The following is an 18984-nucleotide window of genomic DNA, read 5'->3' as shown; positions in this document are numbered from 1 at the left end:
GCGTTCGTGGAAGCGGGCGTAGTCGGCTGATTCCAGTGCGCCGACCAGGTGTCCCACGAGTTGGGCAATTCCGCGCCACGGGGCGATTTGAATGGCGGCGCCGAGGACGCTCATCGTGTGGGCGGCGCGCGCGGCGCGTGTCAGGCTGCCGGCCAACTGACGACGGAAGAGCCGCTCTTCTTGCAGGCCGCGTCGAAACGCTCCGTCGTGTTTGGCGTGTCCGGGGGCGTCGGCGGCCTCGTCGTAGACGACCGACCGCGGTTCGTAGACCGCGGTCCAGCCGACGCGCTTCAACGTGGCTGCGACGTCCACGGCGCAGAGCGTATCCCCGAGCGATGGGTCGAGGCCGCCGGGCAGCGCATCAATCGCGGCTTTGCGATAAAAGCCAGCGCGAATCGTCGGGCCCATGATCGCGGTGGCGTCGTGGGGCAAAGTGAATCGCGTAGCCCCCGCGCCCAGCACCGTGGGCTGGCCGCTACCGTAGTAGGCGACGCCGGTGGCCAGGACTTGTTCCGGGCGGTCCCGATCGGAAAGCAAGGGAGATACGGAAGCGACGTCGGGGCGCTCGAAATGGGCGAGCGCCGTGTCGATCCAGCCGTCGCTGGCTTCCGCGCCGCAGCCCAGCAGATGGACGACCGGGGCGTAGCTGGCAGCGATACCAAGGGCAAGGCATTGCACAGCCGTCGATCGCTTCGGAGCGCCTACGAAGCGGACTTCGCCCGCCAAGTGGTAGGGGTCGTTGTACGGCACGCTGTGGGGAACAATCACTTCGACGCCGCTAGGACGGTGTTGCAGCACCGAGACCAGGGTGTCCTCTAGACGCCGTAAGTCCCCCAGAAAGGGAACAATTACCGACAAGCGATGCACGGGTAGACCTCGCGGATGTCCGTCCATGACGCGGCGCAACCGACCGATGTGTCCGACTACCGCCGATCGGACACGTTCATCATTTTTCGGCAGTCCGGGAGTGCCGGATTTACCTGATTTACCGGAAATGCGGGAAAAGACTATTTCACCCCCCCGCCCGACTCGACAGCCCGGGCCAAGTTCTGGATAACGGTGGAATGACTCCTGAAGTTCGCTACCTCGTGTTCGATTTGGAAAGCGTCGCCGACGGCGACCTGGTCTCCCGGCTGCGCTTTCCGGGCGAAAAGTTGGACGGCGCCGCGGCGATCGCCCGTTACCGTGCCGAGTTGATGGCCAAGAACGACAGCGATTTCATTCCGTACACGTTTCAGGTGCCGGTCTCGGTGGCGGTGGCCAAGGTCGGCGAAGACCTGCGGCTGCTCGACCTGGTGACGCTTGATGAGCCGCGCTTTCGCCCGCATATCATCACGGAGCACTTTTGGCGAGGCTGGGAAAAGTACCGGCGGCCCACGCTGGTGAGCTTCAATGGCCGGGGATTCGATATCCCGCTCTTGGAACTTGCCGCATTTCGCTACGGCATCGCCGTGCCGACGTGGTTCAATTTGCAACTGAAGTCATTCGAACAACCCCGGAACCGGTACAACCTCGACGCGCATTTTGACCTGCAAGAACTGCTGACCAATTTCGGCTCGTCGCGCTTCAACGGCGGGCTGAACCTCGTGGCGAACCTGCTCGGCAAGCCCGGCAAGATGGACGTGCAGGGCTGCATGGTGCAGGACCTTTACAACGAGGGCAAGCTCCAGGAGATCAACGACTACTGCCGCTGCGACGTGCTCGACACGTATTTCGTCTTTCTGCGGACGCGCGTCTTGCTGGGGCGGATCACGCTGCCCGAGGAACAGAATCTCATCAACGCGGCCCGGCGCTTTTTGGAAAAGGGCGCCGAGAATTCCGCCGCGTATCGCGCCTACCTCGAACGCTGGGGCGATTGGCCCAATCCCTGGGATGAAGCCGGTTGATCTCACGACTGCGAGCAACGCCGCGACTCACTTCGCCGAACCGCGCGCGGCGTATATCCACGTGCCGTTCTGCGCGCACCGGTGCGGGTATTGCAATTTCACGCTCGTGGCTGGGCGCGACGAACTGATCGAGCCGTATCTGGCAGCGATTGCCAAGGAACTGAGTTGGCTGGAAACGCCGCGCCCGGTCGACACGCTGTTTATTGGCGGCGGCACGCCGACGCACCTGCCGCCGCGCGAGCTGGATCGATTGTTGGCGCTTGCCCGGCAATGGTTTCCGCTGTCCGACGGGTACGAGTTCAGCGTCGAAGCCAATCCCATCGATATCGACGGAAAGCGCGTGGCGGTGCTGGCGGCGGCTGGCGTGACTCGCGTCAGCCTCGGAGCGCAGTCGTTTCGCCTGGAAAAGCTGCGGTTACTTGAGCGAGATCACACCGCAGAAGTGATCCAAACGGCAGTCGACTTGCTCCGCCCTGCGGTGCGAAGCCTATCGCTCGATTTAATCTTCGGCGCGCCTGGCGAGACGCTGGACGATTGGCAAGCGGAACTGGCGGCGGCGCTGCGATTGCGGCCGGACCACGTTTCGACCTATGGGCTCACGTTCGAACGCGGCACCACGTTTTACAGCCGCCGCTCCCATGGATCAATTCAGCAACTGGGCGAAGACGTCGAACGAACGATGTACGAGTATGCAATCGACACGCTCACCAGCACCGGCTTCGAGCACTATGAAGTCTCGAACTTCGCTCGCCCGAATCACCACTGCCGGCACAACAAAGTTTATTGGAACGCCGACTCGTACTTTGCCGCCGGGCCGGGCGCGGCGCGGTATGTGAATGGCGTGCGCGAAACCAACCATCGCAGCACGCTGGCATACTTGAAGCGCATCGAGCAAGGCGCATCGCCCGTGGCGGAGAGTGAAACGCTTGATCCGGAGGATCGCGCCCGCGAGGCGCTGGTGCTCGGGTTGCGCCGGCTCGATGGTGTTCCACAAGAGGAATTCGCCGCGCGCTTTGAATTCACTGTGGAGGAACTCGGCGGTGCATCTCTAACGACGCACTTGAAGCACGGACTGCTAGAGATTCAAGACGATCGGCTCCAGCTCACCCGCGAAGGTTTATTGGTGAGCGATGCGCTGTGGGGCGAATATCTACGGCGCTAGTGTTGCCGTGGCTTGCCTAGAACACTACTTCCAGGCGACCGACGATGCCGTCGAAGGTGAGCGTGTCCGTGGCGTTCAGATAGCTGCCCGATTGGACCGAGTCGATGAATTCGTTCGTGGTCACGGTGTTGAACCAGGCGGAAAAATGATAGCCGGCCGTGAATCGCATAAGCACCGAGTAGACCGGCAGGCTGTAGCCCACGCCCAACTCCAATTCAGCGATGGGGACCGTGCGATCTTCCTCGAAGGTGATGAACGCCTGTGTCAACGGCAGCGTGTTGGCCTGTGTGTAGTTCGCGTCGAACTTGCCGAATAACACGTCGAGCAGCGCGCGGCCGTAGAGCAAGAAGCCGCCGCCGAAGGGTCGCGTTTCCCCTTCACCGCCGACACGCAGGCCGATGCCCGTGAAGTCGATGTCGGAGGATACGGTCGTGGTCACGGGACCGAAGACCTGATCCACCGAAAACGCTTGAGTGAGTTCCGCGTAGCGGGCTCCAACGATGCCGTCCAGGCTGATGTTGGTCGAGCGCCAGACTTCGCGGCGGTAATCCAGATCGACAAGTTGCATCTGGATATCGTATTCAGCCGATGCAGACTGACTGTTGGGCGATGTGGTCGCCAGGCCCGGCGCAGTCACCAGTGAGCGAATCACGTTGGGCGCCATGGTGCTCACTGCGCTGGAGGTGGTGCCCTCCCAACGCGTGTACGTGCCGATCACCGCGGCGGTGCTATCGAGCACCAGAATGCCTCCGGCACGAAAGCCGACTTGATAGTCGGAATTCAAAGTTCCTAGGCCGCCGACGGGTTGGGCCGACGCGGCAATGCCTGATACCGGCACGGCGTATTCAATATTCGCCCCCGCGCCGGCTTGCAGATAGAGTAGTTCGCCGAAGACGCCAAAGCGATATTGGCGAGCTTGATCTCCGCCGCAATACGCGCTCCCGCCGACGCCGCCTGTTTGCTGGGATCCGAACATCCCGAGACCGCTTTGCGTGCCGGTGTTCGACCCGAAAGGCAGGCGACCGGCCTCCACGACTTGCGGGCCGTATTCGTCCAGCACGACGACCATGTCGTCCGGCACGCCGCCGGGCGGTACGCCGAATTGCGGGCCGACGACGGTTTCCGGGAGGCCGTTGCCACGGTACGGCTCGCTGCGCGTGATCGTGCCGCCGGTGGATTGCCCCTGGGCGACGTCCGCCGCGACGAGCGATCCCATGAGCGCTACGGCGATAATTCCTCGGCCGACCATACGGGACTCCGTTCCCAACGGGGCGCGAAACTGCGCAAGCTCAGCACAGGCGAAAACTCTCGCCCAGCGCCCGGGAAATACCAAAATCGGCCGCAAGCATCAAGTCGAATCGGCAGAATCGGCCGGAGCTTCGCCTTGAATGTAGGTCCGGCCGCGGTAGGTAAGGGAGTACGGCACGTAGATCGCGAAGGTCGCGAGCATGAGGCCCACGAACACCCAGTAGTAGTTTGCGCCCGTCAACAATTCGCCATAAAACTTGTTCACCAGCGACGTGAACTGATTGCCGAGGGCGACGGACAGCAGATAGACGCTCATCACCATCGACTTCGTGCGCGTCGGCGCCTGTGTATAGGAGAATTCCAGGCAGGTGATGGAAATCATCGCTTCGGCCGCCGTCATCAACATGTAGGCCGGCACTTGCCACATGACCCAAGGTTTTGGCGCGCCCAAGGCGGTTGCGGCGAGGAGATTCTCGATGTGGGCCGAGATCATGAACGACGCGGCGGTGAGCACCATGCCGATCCCGATTTTTCGCAACGGCGTCAACGGGAAGATCTTGCTGATCGCCGGGTAAACGATGTACGTGAACAGCGGAATGAAGATGAGAATCAGCACGGGGTTCAACACGTGCGTTTGCGCGGCGTCGACTTCGAAACCCTCCCACAGCACGCGATCCATCTTCACCGCTTGCAGCACCCAGGCGGAGCTCATCTGATCGTAGAGCGCCCAGAACATTGCGACAAAAACGAACAAGATCGCCAGCCGTGAAAGCGCGCGAAGGCCCTCGCCGCTGAGCGCCTCCTTGACCACGGCCGTGCCGCCGGGCGGCACATGGACGTACTTGTAACGTCCCAGCCAGAAGACCAGCGTCGCGACGGCCATCAGGATGCCGGGAATGCCGAAGGCCCAGCCCGGGCTGCCGGCGAACTTAAAAGACCCCAGTTCGAATCCTGAAAGCAACTTCGGCGTCAGCAACGTGGAAAAAAAGGAACCGAAATTGATGGAGAAGTAGAACCAACCATAGACCTTGGGAATCAAGTGCGCATTCTTCGGTCCGAATTGATCGCCGACGTTTGACGAGACGCAGGGCTTGATTCCCCCGGCGCCCAATGCGATCAAGAACAAACCAGCGGTGACGCCAAAGCGATTCTCCTGCACGGACAACACGAGGTGGCCGAGGCAGTAGACGAGCGAGAGGTAGAAGATCGTACGGTACTTCCCCCACAACACGTCCGCGATCAGCGAGCCGAGCAAGGGAAAGAAATACGCCAGGGACTTGAAGTCGTGATACTCCGCCTTGGCGTCGACCTCGCTCATGCCGAGGTGCTGGTTCAGGTAGATCGTGAGGATCGCCGCGAACCCGTAGAAGCTGAACCGCTCCGCCATTTCGTTGCCGATGATGTACGGCACCGCCGGGGGCATCTTGTCCGTGGGGATCGGCGCGGTCAGCAGCTTCTTTTCAGCCATGCGAAGTCCTTCTCGGCAGAAGTCCCAGCGGTCGTGACGTCGCCATGATAGCCCTATGGCATCATGTCGCCCATGCCGTTGCTCATCGGGGGCTTGATGACCGTCTCCGCGGGCAGCGTCGTTCCGGTCGGTTCCGGCGGGAGCGTGGGGAGCAGCGTCACGTCCATGCCGAGGTCCCGGGCGTCGTTCGCGGCAGCGACGGCGACACGGTTGTTCGTGTTCGCCGAATCGAGCAGGTAATCGCTCGTCGTGCGGAGGTGCATGGGGCGCGTGGCGGGCGTCGTGCGTTGCCAGGCGATCGCCGTCTGCCGCGCCTGGGCTTCGCGTTCTTTCCAGATCGCCAGCCAGTCGCCGAATTCCCGGTCGGTGCCTGAGAATGGCATGTCGTCGTCGGCGCCGGTGCGCCAGAAGTTTTGCAGATCGTAGACGTTCCGTTGTCCGCGCCAGATCAGCGATTGGGGCGACTGCGCGAGCGGATTCAGGCCGATATGCTCGACCAGCGCTCCGTCGCCGGAGATTTGCACCAGACTGTCGACCAGGCGAACTTCGGTCGGCAGGAACGACAGCGCTGGGCCGTCGGCAATGAAGCGACACAACCCTCGCGGCGCAATGGCGGTGAGGTGACGCAAATCGAGCTCGCATTCGGCGCCGGCGTCGAGTCCGGTCAGCGCGCCGCGCGATTCCAATAGCCGGCCGCTCAAGGCCAAGAGACCGTTGTCCCAGGATAGGGCGAAGGGCCACGGCTGCGGCGAGGACAAGAACGTGGCCTCGCCCCGCGCGATGCAGTGTTCCAGCTCGATCGACGTGACGTCGATCAGATCGCCGGTATCGCTCTGAGGCATCGTGCTCATGACCGCCGGGGCGGTGAGCGTGATCATCGCCGCACGGACCAGGCTGCCACGGTCCCAGGCCAGATCGCGCGCCGTGAGCGAGCAATTCCGCAGCGTCAGACCTTCGGCGGCTTCCAATTCGAACAAGGTGCTCACTCCGCCCGACGTGCCGGCGGCGAGTTCCAATTCGCAGGCCACGTCGACCAAGGTCAATCGCCCGCCGGCGATCGAGATCATCGCGCGCGTGCCATCCGGCACGCTTGTCGACGGTCGGAACACGACGACGGGCGAGTAGCCGCGCGCGGCGCGAATCGTGAGATTCAAACTGTGCACCAGAATCGGCCGCTCGTCGCGCCGGCCGTTGAACATCAGTTCGATGACCTCGCCCGACTTCGCCATGCTGCAGGCGGCGAACAGGCTGCGGTGGCTATTCGGCGTGGCGCCCGTCGGGTCGACGATCAATACGCCCGCGCGGGGCGCGGGAACGACGGCGGTTTCGGTGGGGCCTTGTCGTTCCGTCGCGGCGGTTCGCGCCGTATTCGCGTCGTTGGTCGAGGAGCGCGCTGCGGCGCTTTCAGCCGCGACGCCGTTTGGCTCCGTTGCGTTAGCGGTTTTGATTTCGTCGCGGCGACTCGCGTCGTTTGCGACCGAGGGAGGTTGAGGCGACGTCGTACCGTCGATGGGCGCTGTCGTCGGCGTTGCCGACGCTTTTGCGTCGGGAGCGATTGGCGTCGTTTCCTTGGCGATCGCGCTTGGCTGTTGCTCTGACGGCGCCGCTGCGATCTGCGGGCGCTCGATGACTACCAATTCTGCGCGCTGACCGGACCAGTAATAGTCCAGGCCAAGGACGATCAGGACTAACAGCCCGACGGCCGCCATCCAAGGGGAATGCCGCTCCAGCCAGTGCGGCGCCTCGTGCGGGGCGGTCACCCAGATCACGCCGGACGCGCCGCCGGAGCGCAGCCCTAAACGTTCGCCGACAAGCAATAGGTCGGCAACCAGTTCCGGGGCATTTTGATAACGCCGCTCCGGCTGCTTGGCCATCATTTTGCTGACGATGGCGGCCACTTCCGCCGGAGTGTCGGGATTGAACTGTCGCGGGTCGGGGGCTTCGTCCCCTTGGTGCTGCAGCAGTTTTTGCAGCACCGTGCCTTCCGGGTAGGGCGCCTGGCCAGTGAGCATGTAGTAGAGCGTGCAGCCCAGCGAATAGATGTCGCTGCGCACGTCCGCGTAACGCGGGTCGCGGGCTTGCTCAGGGGAAATGTAATCGAACGTGCCGAGCGTCACGCCGCTGGCCGTCAGGTCGTCATGGGACTGATCCGGATGTTGCACCCGGGCGAGTCCCATGTCGACGAGTTTGACGTGCCCATCGGAGTTGATGATCACGTTCGACGGTTTCACGTCGCGGTGGACCACGTCGTGGCTGCTGGCGTGCGCGAGCGCTTCGGCGACTTGCAGTGTGTAACCGATGGCCTCAACGACCGGTAAGCGTTTACGCTCCAGCACCAAGTCGCGCAGGTTCACCCCTTCGATGAACTCGAAGACGATATACGCCAGGCCCTGGGCTTCACCAGAATAGAACACCCGGGCGACGTTCGGATGGTCGAGCCGGGCCGCCGATTTGCCTTCGTTTTGGAAGCGCTGGTAGGTCTCGGGATCGGCCACGCGGTCGCGGGCGAGAACTTTGATCGCCACGGCCCGATCCAAGACGGAATCACGGGCGCGAAAGACGGCGCCCATGCCGCCGCCGCCGACGAATTCTTCCAGTACGAAGTGATCGAGCTGGGTGCCGACCAAGGAATTGGCGACGATCAGTCCGGGCGGGTCCGACAAGCCGTCGCCGGTGCTGACCGGCGGGCGGCTAGAGATGTGCGTCGCATCGGTTTCCAGCAGCGGGCGAATGCTCGAACCAACGGTCAGCTCGTTCCCGTCGGGTGGACGCACCCGGCGCGAAGTGGAAGACGCCGACGATTCGACATGTGATGCCATGGCCATCGAGCGCAGCGCGGCGAACTCAACCCAGGCCGTTGCCGACCTCCGACCGACCAGCGGGTTCGCCACGGCGTGCAAGGCGCGAGAGACAAGCGCACACCGAACCTGAAACCGCATGACGGCCGCCGGAGCGGCCGAATGCCGATCTACCCAGCTTATGCGCCGGATGCTGGGGAGTCAACAGAAAGCCAAGCCGTGCGGGGGGTTACGTGCGGCGGTGAGCGGATTAAAGGGTGCCAGCACGATTGCGGGGGCCGTTTGTATTAGCCCCAAAGGGGCGTCAGATAATAGCCAGCGGCGCCAACCGCTGGAAGACGATGCACAAAAAACCGAAGCCCCATCGGGGCGACACTCAAATTGCCCGTTGTCTACAAAAAGTGCCGCCCCGATGGGGCTAATTCGATTTTCTTGTCACTAATTCCAGCGGTTTGCACCTGGCTATTATCTGCCGCCCCGTTGGGGCTAAATTAACGGCGTTCTTGTCGCGACAGAAGCTAGGCCTTCTGCAGGTCCTTCATCAGCGGTTCCAGGTATTTGACCGTGCTTTGCATCGAGGCCAGTTCGACGTAGTCGTCTTCCGGGATTTGGATCCGGTGGCGCTTGCGCAGCTCCATCACGATGTCCAGGAAATCCATGCTGTCGAGTTCCAATTGCTCGCGGAACGAGACTTCGTCCTTGAGCTCGCTCAAGTCCTCGTCCGGGGCGATGTTCGCCAGGATGTCCAACACCGTTTCACGAATTTCCCCCGACGTCATATCTCGCTCCCATGGCTCGTTTTCTTCACCTCGTTGTGGCACGGTCTCCCGACCGTGACACCCGCCCGACCGAAGGTCTCCCTTCCACAGTGTCACGGTCGGGAGACCGTGACACAACGGGGTAGGGCGCATGCGAGAATGTATTGCGTGTAAGATCAAACCTTCTTGACGATCAGCACCGAGTTGATGCCGAGCATCCCGAAGGAGTTATTCAGAATATAGCGGGGTTGGCGAGCCTCGCGCGGCTCGTTCAGCACCAATCCGTCCAGCGCGCACTCTGGGTCGAGGTCCTCGACGTTGATCGTGGCGTGGCACATGCCGTCCTCGAACGCTGGCAAATTGCCGGCCAGTTCCAGCGCCCCGGCGGCGCCCATGGCGTGGCCGATGAAGCTTTTGGCGTTGTTGAATAGCACTTGCTTGTCGCCGAACACCCGGCGTAACGCCAGGCATTCCTGGATATCGCCGCTCGAAGTTCCGGTGGCGTGCGTGCTGACGATGTCGATCTCGTCGGCGCTGATGCCGGCCCGTTTGAGCGCCAGTTCCATGCACTCGGCCTGGCGTTCGGGATGCGGCAACACGAAATCGTTGGCGTCGCTGTTCATGGCGTAGCCCGCGATTTCGCCGTAAATCTTTGCCCCGCGGGCCTTTGCGTCGGCCAGCCGTTCCAGAACGTACATGCAGCCCCCTTCGGCGACAACAATGCCATTCCGGCCGCGGTCGAAGGGACGCGACGCCTTGGTGGGGTCCTCATGCGTCGCCAGAGCGCCTTGGCTCTTGAAACTGGCGAAGATGCCGAACGTGTGGATGCTCTCCGACACGCCGCCGCTGAGGGCCACGTCGCATTCGCGCAGCCGGAGCATTTGCACGCCCTGGATCAGCCCGGCGTTCCCGGCCGCACAGGCGGCGCCGATCGTGTAGTGCGGCCCGGTGATCCCTAGGTTGAGGGAGACTTCGCCGGCTGGGTTGTTCGCCACGGTGCGAGGATTGTGGTGGTGCGACCAGAATTTGGTGTCGTAGTCGAAGCCTTTGAGCTCGAAAATCTCGTTCTCGGTCTCGACGTTGCCGTGTTCGGTGACGCCGATGTAGATGCCGACCCGGGATTTGTCGACGTTCGGCCAATCCAGCCCAGCGTCGACGATCGCCTCGTTGGTGGAAAAAATCGCCACGCTCGCGGCCCGCGTCCCGCGGCGGCGATCCTTGCGAGTCTGGTATTTCTGCTCGTTGAACTCGCAGACCCCGGCCAGGGTCTCGCCGACGTAGCGGATGTCGTACTTCCGGACGCCGGAGCGCCCCTCCAAGAGAGCGGTGCGGAAGTCGCGCAGCGTATCGCCATTCGGCGCGGTAAGTCCCACGCCGGTAATGACTACGCGCTCGTGATCCGACAATTCGGCGACCATGGCTGGCGACATGCAAGGAAGGTAGGCCAGACCCGAAGTTACCCCTTGCGCCGTGAGTTGGCAAGCGTCCGCAATCGGACGTGAACGAGGCGGTCGATGATGCATCCGTTGTGGCAGGGTCTCCCGACCGTGCCATGCATTCGACCGACGGTCTCCTCTTGCAAGGATGGAGACCTTCGGTCGGGGCGGTGACACGGTCGGGAGACCGTGCCACAACACGTTTGTCGATCGCGCGGAGCGATGAATTCACTACCGACATGGCAAAAACGTGGTAGATTCTCTAGAGCGCCTAGTTGCGCTCCGAGAAAGACTCCCCCTCGCTTACCGGCTTGCTTTCCCCGCGCAAGGATTTCCGCCATGCGATTGCGCTCGGCGTTTCGACTCGCTCTGGCTTCGGCCGCCGCTTCGGCCGCTTTGATGCTGACCTCGGGCTGTGGTTCCGACGTGACCGCGCCGCCGAAGGCCGCCGCACCGACGACGCAGGCTTCGAGCGTGACGCCGAAGCCATCGGCCAATGCGGACGACGTGCTGCGGGACCGGCTCGACGCCGCCATCACGGCCGCCGGGAAGCGGAAGCTCAAATATGGCGAAGGGCAGGGGAACGCCGCCTGGCAGGTCATTCACGGCGTGCTGGCCTACGGCCCGGATTTGATCCTGGACTACAACGGCGCCGACGTGCCGGCGCTGGATCATGTGCTGTCCGGCGGGACGCTGACGGGTTGGAACCTGCGTCCGGGCGAAAAGGGGGTCATCGCGCTCGTCGAGCAAGGCTCAAAGACCGGTCAGGGTCATAAGGACCAGTGGCTCGGTTACCTCTCGGCCTGCAACATCGCGGCCGATCACCCGGTGAAGGTCGGCGGCAAGGACTACAAGTTCATCGACCTGGCCACGCAGGCTCAATGGGAATGCGAGGAAGGGCAGGAATTCGGCTGGACCCTCTCCGGCCTGCTGCCGTTTGTGCCGCTCGACGCCAAATGGCAAAGCAAAGACGGCCAGGAATGGACGTTCGAGCGGATGATCGAGCTGGAGGCCAAGGCCGACCTGGCCGGCGCGAGCTGCGGCGGCACGCACAGCGCAATCGGCGTGGCGAACGTGTTGAACCAGTATCTGGCCGAAGGAGGCCAACTCACCGGCGGGTGGACGGCGGCCAACGATCGCGTGCAATTCTGCGTGCAAAAGGCCAAGGAACACCAGCAGCAGGACGGTTCGTTCTCAACCGGCTTCTTCAATCGCTCGGCCACGGTCCCGGAGATCTCCGGCGTCATCCACGCCAACGGCCACACGCTGGAATTCCTCTGCTGGGCGCTGACGGACGCACAATTGAACGAGCCCTGGGTCGGCCGCGCCGTGGATAATTTGTTAGGCCAACTGGAAGTCACGAAGGACGTGCCGGTGGAATGTGGGGCGCTCTACCACGCGGCGCGCGGGCTGCAACTTTATCGCGGCCGCCGCTTCGGCTTCGCGCAAGAAAACGTGGCGAAACCGGCGGCGTCAGAGTCGGTGGAATCCGCGAGCGCGGGACAGTCATCGCGATAAGAGCCGATTACATCTAGAGACGCGGAGTTGCAGAGGATTTAACCGCGAAACACGCGAAATGACGCGAAAGAGGAAGGAGATGGTTCATCTCCGGTCGACTGCGTTTTCTTTCGTGTGATTTCGTGATTTTCGCGGTTCAAAAACGGCAATCGCGTTGCCTATCGATCGAGTGGTGCATTTAGACGCTTCTCGATGGTTGCTACGCCGTCGGGATCGAGCTGGCGGAGGCGGTCTAATTGTGCTTGGCCTTCCGGGCAGGCTTTCAGGTAGCCGATCACCGCGCGGCGAAGGGGTGCGCCGTCTTTGCCGCTGGCGGGATTGTAGAGGGCGGCGATCTCGTCGCGCGGAGTCCAATCTTTCCAGCGGGCGAGGTCGGTGATGATCTCCGGCGTGAAGGCTGGGCGCGCGAGGCCGTGGCGCATGACCGTGAGGAGTTCTTCGCGTTCCGGACCGCGTTGATATTCCATGCAGAAGCGCAATGCATTCAGGGCATGGCGCATGTCGCCGGGGCGGGCGTCGGGGTTGGCGAGATAACGCTCGTCGACGAGCTGCAACGCCTCGTGCGGTTCCAGTAGCAGGTAGGCGGCGAGGATGCCATCGAAGCCGGCCCGGAAGTCCTCACGCGATTTTTCGATCGCCGCTCGCAGGACGTGGACATTAGCTGCGCGATCTTCCGGTTGCTTTGCTAAACCAAGTAACAGTGCATACCCGCCGCGCCGTTCGTTCGGTAGGGAATCGCTCTCGACCCAGGTGCGAGCGCGGGCCAAGAGGTCGCCGTCCGCGATCACATCTACCGCGTCCAAGGGGGCGCGGCCCAGTTCGGCGAAGGCGTCGGCGGCGATGTCGGTTTCTGCGGATTCCAGAAACGGCGCGAAGTAGGCAAGTCGCTCGGCGGCTGGCGTTCGCAAAGAAGGAGCGCCGGCGAAGTAGCGGTACGAAACGATGCTCACCGGCGTGGCTTCCCAGCGCCAGTGCGTTTCGCCGTCGCTTTGTTCCGGCGTGCCGAGCAGCAATGCCAGGTCGCCGGACTGGAACTTCAGTTTCGGGTCGAACTCGACGACCTGGTCCGCCGCGATTTCGGATTCGCCTTGGTGAATACGATGGACGCGGAATCGCCAATTCGCGCCGCGTTGATCGAGCGCCTCGGCCAATGCGCAAACCGTGGCGCTTTCACGCCGCTCGGCGAAGGTCGGTGTGATGACGTTACAAAAGGGGCAGGCGACAGCGCCCGTGACCCATGCAGCGGCAATCACCGCAGCGGCAACGACCAACTGTGGGAGGCGTCTCCGACGCCGATGGAAAAGACGTTGAAGTGAGACACAAGGCGGGACTGGAAACAGCGCCGCACCATCGGCGTCGGAGAGGCTTCCCACAGGGGATGCAATTGCGCGGTTCACTTGACTTGGACGGCTTGCAAGTGATAGATCGCCAAGGTCATACCGTCTTCGTCGGCGAGCTCTTCAATCGTGAAGATGCCTTCCACGGTGACGGGGCGAATCGAGTAGGTGGCGGACTTGCCTTCGTTCATGTCGACGATCAGACAATCGAACAGCATCGCGCCGGGGCCGAAGCAGCATTCCAGGTTGTCGCGTACCAGCACGAACTGCGTGATGCCTTCCTGCTGAAAGCTGGGCAGCATAAAGCCGCGAATTTTGATCCGCTTGCCGTCTAGCTTTTCGATTTCCTCGGTCACCAGGCTGCGGCGGAATTCCGCGTTGCGGACCATCTCGAACTTGATGCTATCAAACGTCAGCTCGCGCGGCTTCTTGTCGTCCGGAAAGCCTTGGCGACGTTTGAGGACTTCTTCCTCACTCGATGTTTCCGCTGCCGTCGCTGGCGTGGCACGCAGCAACATCGTAGCCGCACCGCAGCCCAGCGTGCAGCACAACAGCCATTTCGCGCTACGGGCGACGTTCATTTCGCATAGTCCGCTTCCAGGCGATACAACACGCCCCCCTCGGCGTCGACGGCTTCGGAGGGTTGCAGCCGGAACGTGCCGGCCAGCTTGCGCAGCGATTGATTGAACTCCAGCCTACCGGGCGGAGCAATATCGACCAAGATCCGATCCGTGATTTTCGGATTGCCGCCGAAGCAGCAATCGCCTTTGTCGCGGACCAGCAGGAATCGGGTCACGTAGGGCGGCGAGCCGGGGGGAGGGTAGATATAGCCCTTGATGAACACCCGTTTGCCGTCGAGCGATTCGGCCTGCGCGGGCACCGCGCCTGCGACGTCGTTGTCGCCCGGTTGAAGCATCCGGTAGGTAATGCGCTCGTACCCGTCCGGCACTTCCGTGGCGTAAACGTAGGACAACCACGAGGCGCCGCCGGTCCAGAGCAGGGCGCCCAACGTCACACCGGATTGGGCGAGTCTCAGCCCCGTGTACTCTTCGGGCGACCGCGCGATCTTTCGCCAGGCGAGCACGCCGGTCACGATCGCCAGCAGCGGAATCAGCCCCAGCCAGAAATCGGCGAAGGCCAGAATCGAGAGCAGACCCAGCACGCACGAAACCACGGCCGAAGCGCTCAGTGCGCGATAAGGCTCGGAGAAGTCGTCGATTCGATCGGGCACGACCGTCGCTGCAACGGGTTCCAAATCGCGAGATTCATCGGTGATGACGCTCATAACCGCAACCGCCACGGAATGTTTTCGACTAGCCCGACGCGCCAGCTCGTTGTGGCACGGTCTCCCGATCGTGTCACGTATTGGCTTGTCCGAAATAGAGACCTTCGGTCGGGCCAGTGGCACGGTCGGGAGACCGTGCCACAACGCGCATATAGCCCTGTTCCAGTACGTTGTCTCGCCCTATTTCGGTTCAGCGGCCTTTTCCGGCGCCGCGCCGTCAGGCCGTTTGACGGTGCCGCCGGTGTTGCCTTTGCCGCCGCCGAGGAGCAGCAGCGAGCTGCTGGCCCGTTTGACAGCGTCCGGGTCGATCAGTCGCAGTTCCTCGATTTTATCCTTCGCTTCCGGCAGAGGGCAAACGCGGAGGTAGTTGATCACCGGCACTCGGACCCAGGCCGAGGTGTCGTCAGCGTTCTTGAACAGTTCGACGAGGCGATCCACGACGGTCCAATCTTCCCAGCGGGCCAGGTCGGGAATGACCAGATCGGCCAGTTGCGGTCGATCGAGCATCTGCCGCATGGCGGCCTTGAGGTCTTCCTTGGGGATCACGTCCCGCTCCTGACCGTGGAAGCGGAGGGCCATCACCGCGGAATAGGTGTCGGTGTACTCGGCGTCGACGTCCTTGATGAACAAGTCGACGATCAACGGCAATCCTTCCGGGCCGCGGAGATTGAGGTAGGCGGCGATCATCGCGTCGAGCGCCACTTTATGTTCCCGAAGCGGCGAACGAATCATCTCTTCCAGCATCGCGGCGTCTTCCGGCTGGCCGCAGACGCCGAGCATCGTGAGATACAACCGGCGGCGGCTGGAGGAGATTTCTGTGTTCTTGACCCAGCCCACGAGCTTGTCGTGATTCATCCGGGGCGCCAGCGACGTGACTTCTGCGAACGGCGCTCGGGCGAATTCGTCGTAGGAATTGACGGCCAACAGCGGGTCGGCGTCTTCCAGGTAGTGTTGAAAGAACGCCAGCCGATCGGCGCCGGATTCCGGGAGCGCCATCATTTCTTGAATGTACTTCACGCCGCGCTCGGACAAGCTGATCGGCGTTTTCCAGGCCGGCGGCTTGTCTTCGATGATCACGGCAAAGACCAGAAACTGGCCGCCGACGGGTTCCTGGCCGAAGTACAGGGCCTCGAACGTTTCGGCGGCGCCGAGCTTGTCTTCGCCCTTCAAGATGTGGGCGATGGTGAATTTGCACTTGGCGACTTCCGCGCCGGCAGGTGCGGCGAACGGGGCGCTGGAATCGCTGCCGGCCGGTTCCTCGGGGCGTTCAACAAGTGTGGCGATCACCGCGATATCGTTGGCGGCGACCTCCTCACTGAACGTCAACTGAACGGCGCTGCAGAACGGGCAGGCGCTCGCGGGCATAGCTTGCAGTGCGATGCCGGAGATCGCGGCGGCGACCACGATGGAGCGGACAATTCGAGGCAACATGGCAGGCTCGAAAGGTGGGAGGCGGAAGTTTTGCCGCGGCCAGGTGATGCCGCGCGGCGTATCACTATCATAGGCGATGTTCCAGCTCCGCAGCAGTCCGAGCCGATTACGGCGAGCTGCTGAGCGCTTTGCCGACGTCGGTCCGATAGGCCGCAACGGCGGGCAGAATCCCCACCAATTGGGCCAGCAGGGCGAGGCCGCCGATCAACATTAATTCTGTCGGGATCGGCAGTTTGCGGCCTTCCCCGAACGTACCGAGCCAGGGGGCCAGGTCAATCGGCGCGGCCATCGCGAACCAGCCGATCTGTACGCCGGTCTGGTCCAAAATCCATGGGCTCATCGCGGCGATCAGGCCGTGTCCGAGCAGAAAGCCCGCCACGCCGCCGCCGACGGCCAGTAACAGCGATTCAACCAGGATGACCCGCACAATCGTGCGACGGGGCGCGCCAAGCGCCCGCATGATGCCAATCTCGCGGCGGCGGTCGCTCATCGAGTTGTACATGCTGACCATGATGCCGATGCCGGCCACGATCACGACGAGCGTGGCCAGGCCGACTAGCAACATTTCGATATTGCCGACCAGTCCGTCGAACAGTCGGGCGATTTCCATTTGTGGCTGAACGACCTGGCCGAACGGCGATTTGTTGACCGCCTTCGACAGAAACAACGGCGCGGTCACATTGGCCGAGCGAATCAGGATCGCCGTCACCTCGCGTTGACTCTTCGGCAACGGGGCATGCGCGTGGGCATGGTCGTGCGCATCGTGACCGTGCGCGTCATGCGCATGATCGTCATGGGTCTGAGCATTCGCGGCGGGGGCGGCGTGATCGTGATCGTGAGCGGCCTCCGTCGCAGGGGCCGCGGCGTCATGAGCGTGGTCATGCGCAGCTTCGTCATGCGCATGGGCGTCTTCGGCGGCATGTTCGTGCGCCACTGTCGAGGACGGCTCGTGAGCTTGCTCGCCTTCATGCGCGTGGTTGTGTTCGTCATGCGAGTGCGCGGCGGCTTCCGACGGCGGGTCGAGGGCGTGCCCTTCCAGCAGGAAGAAGCCCTCCATGTTCACGAACAGCGCCCGGTCGTTGGGCGTACCGGTGGGCGCCAAAATGCCGACGACTTTGAACGGGTCGTGGTCGTGTGTGTGGGCGTCTTCTGATTCCGTGACGCCGTGCGTCGGGGCGAACGTGTCGCCGACTTTGAGACCCGTCTTACGCGCGACCGTGGCGCCGACGACGCCTTCGAAATAGGCGTCTGCTTTGAAGTTGCGGCCGGCGCTAAAAGCGTACTTCGTCCCAGGGGCGTACTCCAGCTTGTCGAACATGTCGATCGTCGTGCCGACGACGCGGTAACCCTCGTAGTTGTCACCGAGGCAATACGGAATCGCGAGCCCGACGTACTTGGCATACTTCCCTTTGTGTTCGGGCGTGTTGAGGAATTCCTCGTAGTACGTGTACGGCAGGTTTTCGACCGGCTTGCTGAGGTGAAAGACAGTGTTCAACACTGCCTGCAGCGCGCCGCCTTTGGCCGTGACGATCATGTCGTAGCCGGCGGCGTTGCGGTTGAACGATTGCGCCACTACGCCGTGAATGACCAGCACCGCGACGATCAGCGCGACGCCCAGGGCCATCGACAGGGCCGTGAGAAACGACGACAGTGCGCGTTGTTGAATGCTACGCCAGGCGATCTTCCAGATGCTCATGACTGCGCCACCGCCCGGTTCAGTTGTTCCAAATGTTCGACGCGCTCGAACTGGCCCGCCACTTCGGGGCTGTGCGTGACGACGACTAACGCGACTTTCTGCTCGCGGCAGGTGTCGCGAATCAGGTCGATAATCTGTTTTTGATGTCCGGAATCGACGCTGGCGGTCGGCTCGTCGGCCAGGAGCAGCTTGGGGCGATTCGCCAATGCCCGGGCGACCGAGACCCGTTGCTGTTCGCCGACCGAAAGCATCGACGGTTTATGGGAGAGCCGCGCGCCGAGGCCGACACGTTCCAAAAGTTGCTTTGCACGTTCACGGTCGGCCCGCCCACGGCCGAAGCTCATGCCGAGCAGCACGTTTTCCAGCGCCGAGAAGCCGGGCAACAAGTTGAACGTCTGGAAGACGTAGCCGATGTGCTGCGCGCGAAATTGATCGCGTCCGGCTTCCGGCAGTTGGGCGATATCCCGGCCGCCGATTTGCACCTGCCCCGAGTCGGGTCGCGTGATGCCGGCGATCACATGCAGCAGCGTGGTTTTGCCGCAGCCGCTCTGGCCGACGAGGGCCAATTGCTCCCCTTCACCGACGGCGAAGCGGGGCACGTCGAGGATCGGCAGCCGGCCGCCGCCTGGCTCGGTAAACGATTTCTTCACGTCTGTCAGCAACAACATGGATGCATTCCGTTCCCCATGAGCGGCGTCTCAAGTGGTTTCAGTATATTGATTTGAGTCACGGGGACAACCCGGCATGACCGTGCGACGCGAATGTGGGTGCAATTGGGTTGCAGGTGGATTCGCGAGCTGGGTACGGATCGCCACGTGGTAATTCTTACGTGGCCGGACGTTGTGCGGTTCAAAGGCCAACGGAGAAGTCGTAGGGCGGGCCAGCGCAACTGGTGGGATTGATTGAATAACTTCGCGTGGCAGCGCAGACAGTCCTGAAAACGGGGCAGACGCGCCCGCCG

General features: G+C 62.7%; 15 protein-coding genes. 3 read left to right on the top strand and 12 right to left on the bottom strand.

Features of this window, described 5'->3' with window-relative positions:
• A partial coding sequence (locus tag SGJ19_20965; protein MDZ4782726.1) for a hypothetical protein occupies positions 1 to 867 on the bottom strand: 867 nt, incomplete at its 3' end.
• A 197-nt stretch (positions 868 to 1064) separates the two neighbouring features.
• On the opposite strand from SGJ19_20965, the gene SGJ19_20960 reads away from it, so the two are divergent.
• Both SGJ19_20960 and hemW read left to right on the top strand, forming a co-directional pair.
• On the top strand, positions 1065 to 1886 hold the full coding sequence (locus SGJ19_20960) for a 3'-5' exonuclease (protein MDZ4782725.1): 822 nt from the start codon (positions 1065 to 1067) through the stop codon (positions 1884 to 1886).
• Positions 1873 to 3048 (top strand): radical SAM family heme chaperone HemW, encoded by a 1176-nt coding sequence (gene hemW / locus SGJ19_20955; GenBank protein ID MDZ4782724.1) that lies wholly within the window; start codon positions 1873 to 1875, stop codon positions 3046 to 3048. The genes SGJ19_20960 and hemW overlap by 14 nt, the downstream gene beginning before the upstream one ends.
• Before the next feature lie 16 nt (positions 3049 to 3064).
• On the opposite strand, the gene SGJ19_20950 is transcribed toward hemW, so the two are convergent.
• The 5 genes from SGJ19_20950 to SGJ19_20930 form a co-directional block, all read right to left on the bottom strand.
• Positions 3065 to 4297, bottom strand: a complete 1233-nt coding sequence (locus tag SGJ19_20950; GenBank protein MDZ4782723.1) for an Lpg1974 family pore-forming outer membrane protein — start codon at positions 4295 to 4297, stop codon at positions 3065 to 3067.
• Between the two features lie 99 nt (positions 4298 to 4396).
• The gene (locus SGJ19_20945; protein ID MDZ4782722.1) at positions 4397 to 5764 is read right to left on the bottom strand and encodes a POT family MFS transporter; all 1368 of its coding nucleotides are present in this window, start codon (positions 5762 to 5764) and stop codon (positions 4397 to 4399) included.
• A gap of 53 nt (positions 5765 to 5817) precedes the next feature.
• Complete coding sequence (locus tag SGJ19_20940) at positions 5818 to 8589, bottom strand: protein kinase (protein ID MDZ4782721.1); 2772 nt, start codon at positions 8587 to 8589, stop codon at positions 5818 to 5820.
• A 491-nt stretch (positions 8590 to 9080) separates the two neighbouring features.
• Positions 9081 to 9341, bottom strand: a complete 261-nt coding sequence (locus tag SGJ19_20935) for an acyl carrier protein (GenBank protein ID MDZ4782720.1) — start codon at positions 9339 to 9341, stop codon at positions 9081 to 9083.
• A 155-nt stretch (positions 9342 to 9496) separates the two neighbouring features.
• A complete protein-coding gene (locus SGJ19_20930; protein MDZ4782719.1) occupies positions 9497 to 10750 on the bottom strand; it encodes a beta-ketoacyl-[acyl-carrier-protein] synthase family protein in 1254 nt (417 codons plus the stop codon).
• Positions 10751 to 11095: 345 nt separating this feature from the next.
• Here SGJ19_20930 and SGJ19_20925 point away from each other — a divergent pair, with 345 nt between their 5' ends.
• On the top strand, positions 11096 to 12274 hold the full coding sequence (locus tag SGJ19_20925; GenBank protein ID MDZ4782718.1) for an ADP-ribosylation factor-directed GTPase activating protein isoform b: 1179 nt from the start codon (positions 11096 to 11098) through the stop codon (positions 12272 to 12274).
• 158 nt (positions 12275 to 12432) lie between these two features.
• Here SGJ19_20925 and SGJ19_20920 read toward each other — a convergent pair whose 3' ends face one another.
• The 6 genes from SGJ19_20920 to SGJ19_20895 form a co-directional block, all read right to left on the bottom strand.
• Positions 12433 to 13527: a hypothetical protein gene (locus SGJ19_20920; GenBank protein ID MDZ4782717.1), complete on the bottom strand. Its 1095-nt coding sequence runs from the start codon at positions 13525 to 13527 to the stop codon at positions 12433 to 12435.
• Between the two features lie 140 nt (positions 13528 to 13667).
• Entirely contained in the window at positions 13668 to 14192 is a 525-nt protein-coding gene (locus tag SGJ19_20915; protein MDZ4782716.1) for a DUF3299 domain-containing protein, read from the bottom strand.
• Positions 14189 to 14896 (bottom strand): DUF4190 domain-containing protein, encoded by a 708-nt coding sequence (locus tag SGJ19_20910; protein MDZ4782715.1) that lies wholly within the window; start codon positions 14894 to 14896, stop codon positions 14189 to 14191. The genes SGJ19_20915 and SGJ19_20910 overlap by 4 nt, the downstream gene beginning before the upstream one ends.
• A 180-nt stretch (positions 14897 to 15076) precedes the next feature.
• Positions 15077 to 16327, bottom strand: coding sequence for a hypothetical protein (locus tag SGJ19_20905; GenBank protein MDZ4782714.1), 1251 nt, complete (start codon positions 16325 to 16327; stop codon positions 15077 to 15079).
• 106 nt (positions 16328 to 16433) lie between these two features.
• Positions 16434 to 18023: an ABC transporter permease gene (locus tag SGJ19_20900; protein MDZ4782713.1), complete on the bottom strand. Its 1590-nt coding sequence runs from the start codon at positions 18021 to 18023 to the stop codon at positions 16434 to 16436.
• Positions 18020 to 18691, bottom strand: coding sequence for an ABC transporter ATP-binding protein (locus SGJ19_20895; GenBank protein MDZ4782712.1), 672 nt, complete (start codon positions 18689 to 18691; stop codon positions 18020 to 18022). The genes SGJ19_20900 and SGJ19_20895 overlap by 4 nt, the downstream gene beginning before the upstream one ends.
• Positions 18692 to 18984: the final 293 nt, after the last annotated feature.

Source organism: Planctomycetia bacterium (assembly GCA_034440135.1).
Taxonomy (GTDB): domain Bacteria; phylum Planctomycetota; class Planctomycetia; order Pirellulales; family JALHLM01; genus JALHLM01.
The sequence above is the reverse complement of the archived record's forward strand: the minus strand, read 5'-3'. Positions and strand labels throughout refer to the sequence as shown.

Coding starts and splice junctions, on each gene's coding strand:
- SGJ19_20960 (MDZ4782725.1), top strand. CDS start 1,065: ATGACTCCTGAAGTTCGCTACCTCGTGTTCGATTTGGAAAGCGTCGCC.
- hemW (MDZ4782724.1), top strand. CDS start 1,873: ATGAAGCCGGTTGATCTCACGACTGCGAGCAACGCCGCGACTCACTTC.
- SGJ19_20950 (MDZ4782723.1), bottom strand. CDS start 4,297: ATGGTCGGCCGAGGAATTATCGCCGTAGCGCTCATGGGATCGCTCGTC.
- SGJ19_20945 (MDZ4782722.1), bottom strand. CDS start 5,764: ATGGCTGAAAAGAAGCTGCTGACCGCGCCGATCCCCACGGACAAGATG.
- SGJ19_20940 (MDZ4782721.1), bottom strand. CDS start 8,589: ATGGCCATGGCATCACATGTCGAATCGTCGGCGTCTTCCACTTCGCGC.
- SGJ19_20935 (MDZ4782720.1), bottom strand. CDS start 9,341: ATGACGTCGGGGGAAATTCGTGAAACGGTGTTGGACATCCTGGCGAAC.
- SGJ19_20930 (MDZ4782719.1), bottom strand. CDS start 10,750: ATGTCGCCAGCCATGGTCGCCGAATTGTCGGATCACGAGCGCGTAGTC.
- SGJ19_20925 (MDZ4782718.1), top strand. CDS start 11,096: ATGCGATTGCGCTCGGCGTTTCGACTCGCTCTGGCTTCGGCCGCCGCT.
- SGJ19_20915 (MDZ4782716.1), bottom strand. CDS start 14,192: ATGAACGTCGCCCGTAGCGCGAAATGGCTGTTGTGCTGCACGCTGGGC.
- SGJ19_20910 (MDZ4782715.1), bottom strand. CDS start 14,896: ATGAGCGTCATCACCGATGAATCTCGCGATTTGGAACCCGTTGCAGCG.
- SGJ19_20905 (MDZ4782714.1), bottom strand. CDS start 16,327: ATGTTGCCTCGAATTGTCCGCTCCATCGTGGTCGCCGCCGCGATCTCC.
- SGJ19_20900 (MDZ4782713.1), bottom strand. CDS start 18,023: ATGAGCATCTGGAAGATCGCCTGGCGTAGCATTCAACAACGCGCACTG.
- SGJ19_20895 (MDZ4782712.1), bottom strand. CDS start 18,691: ATGTTGTTGCTGACAGACGTGAAGAAATCGTTTACCGAGCCAGGCGGC.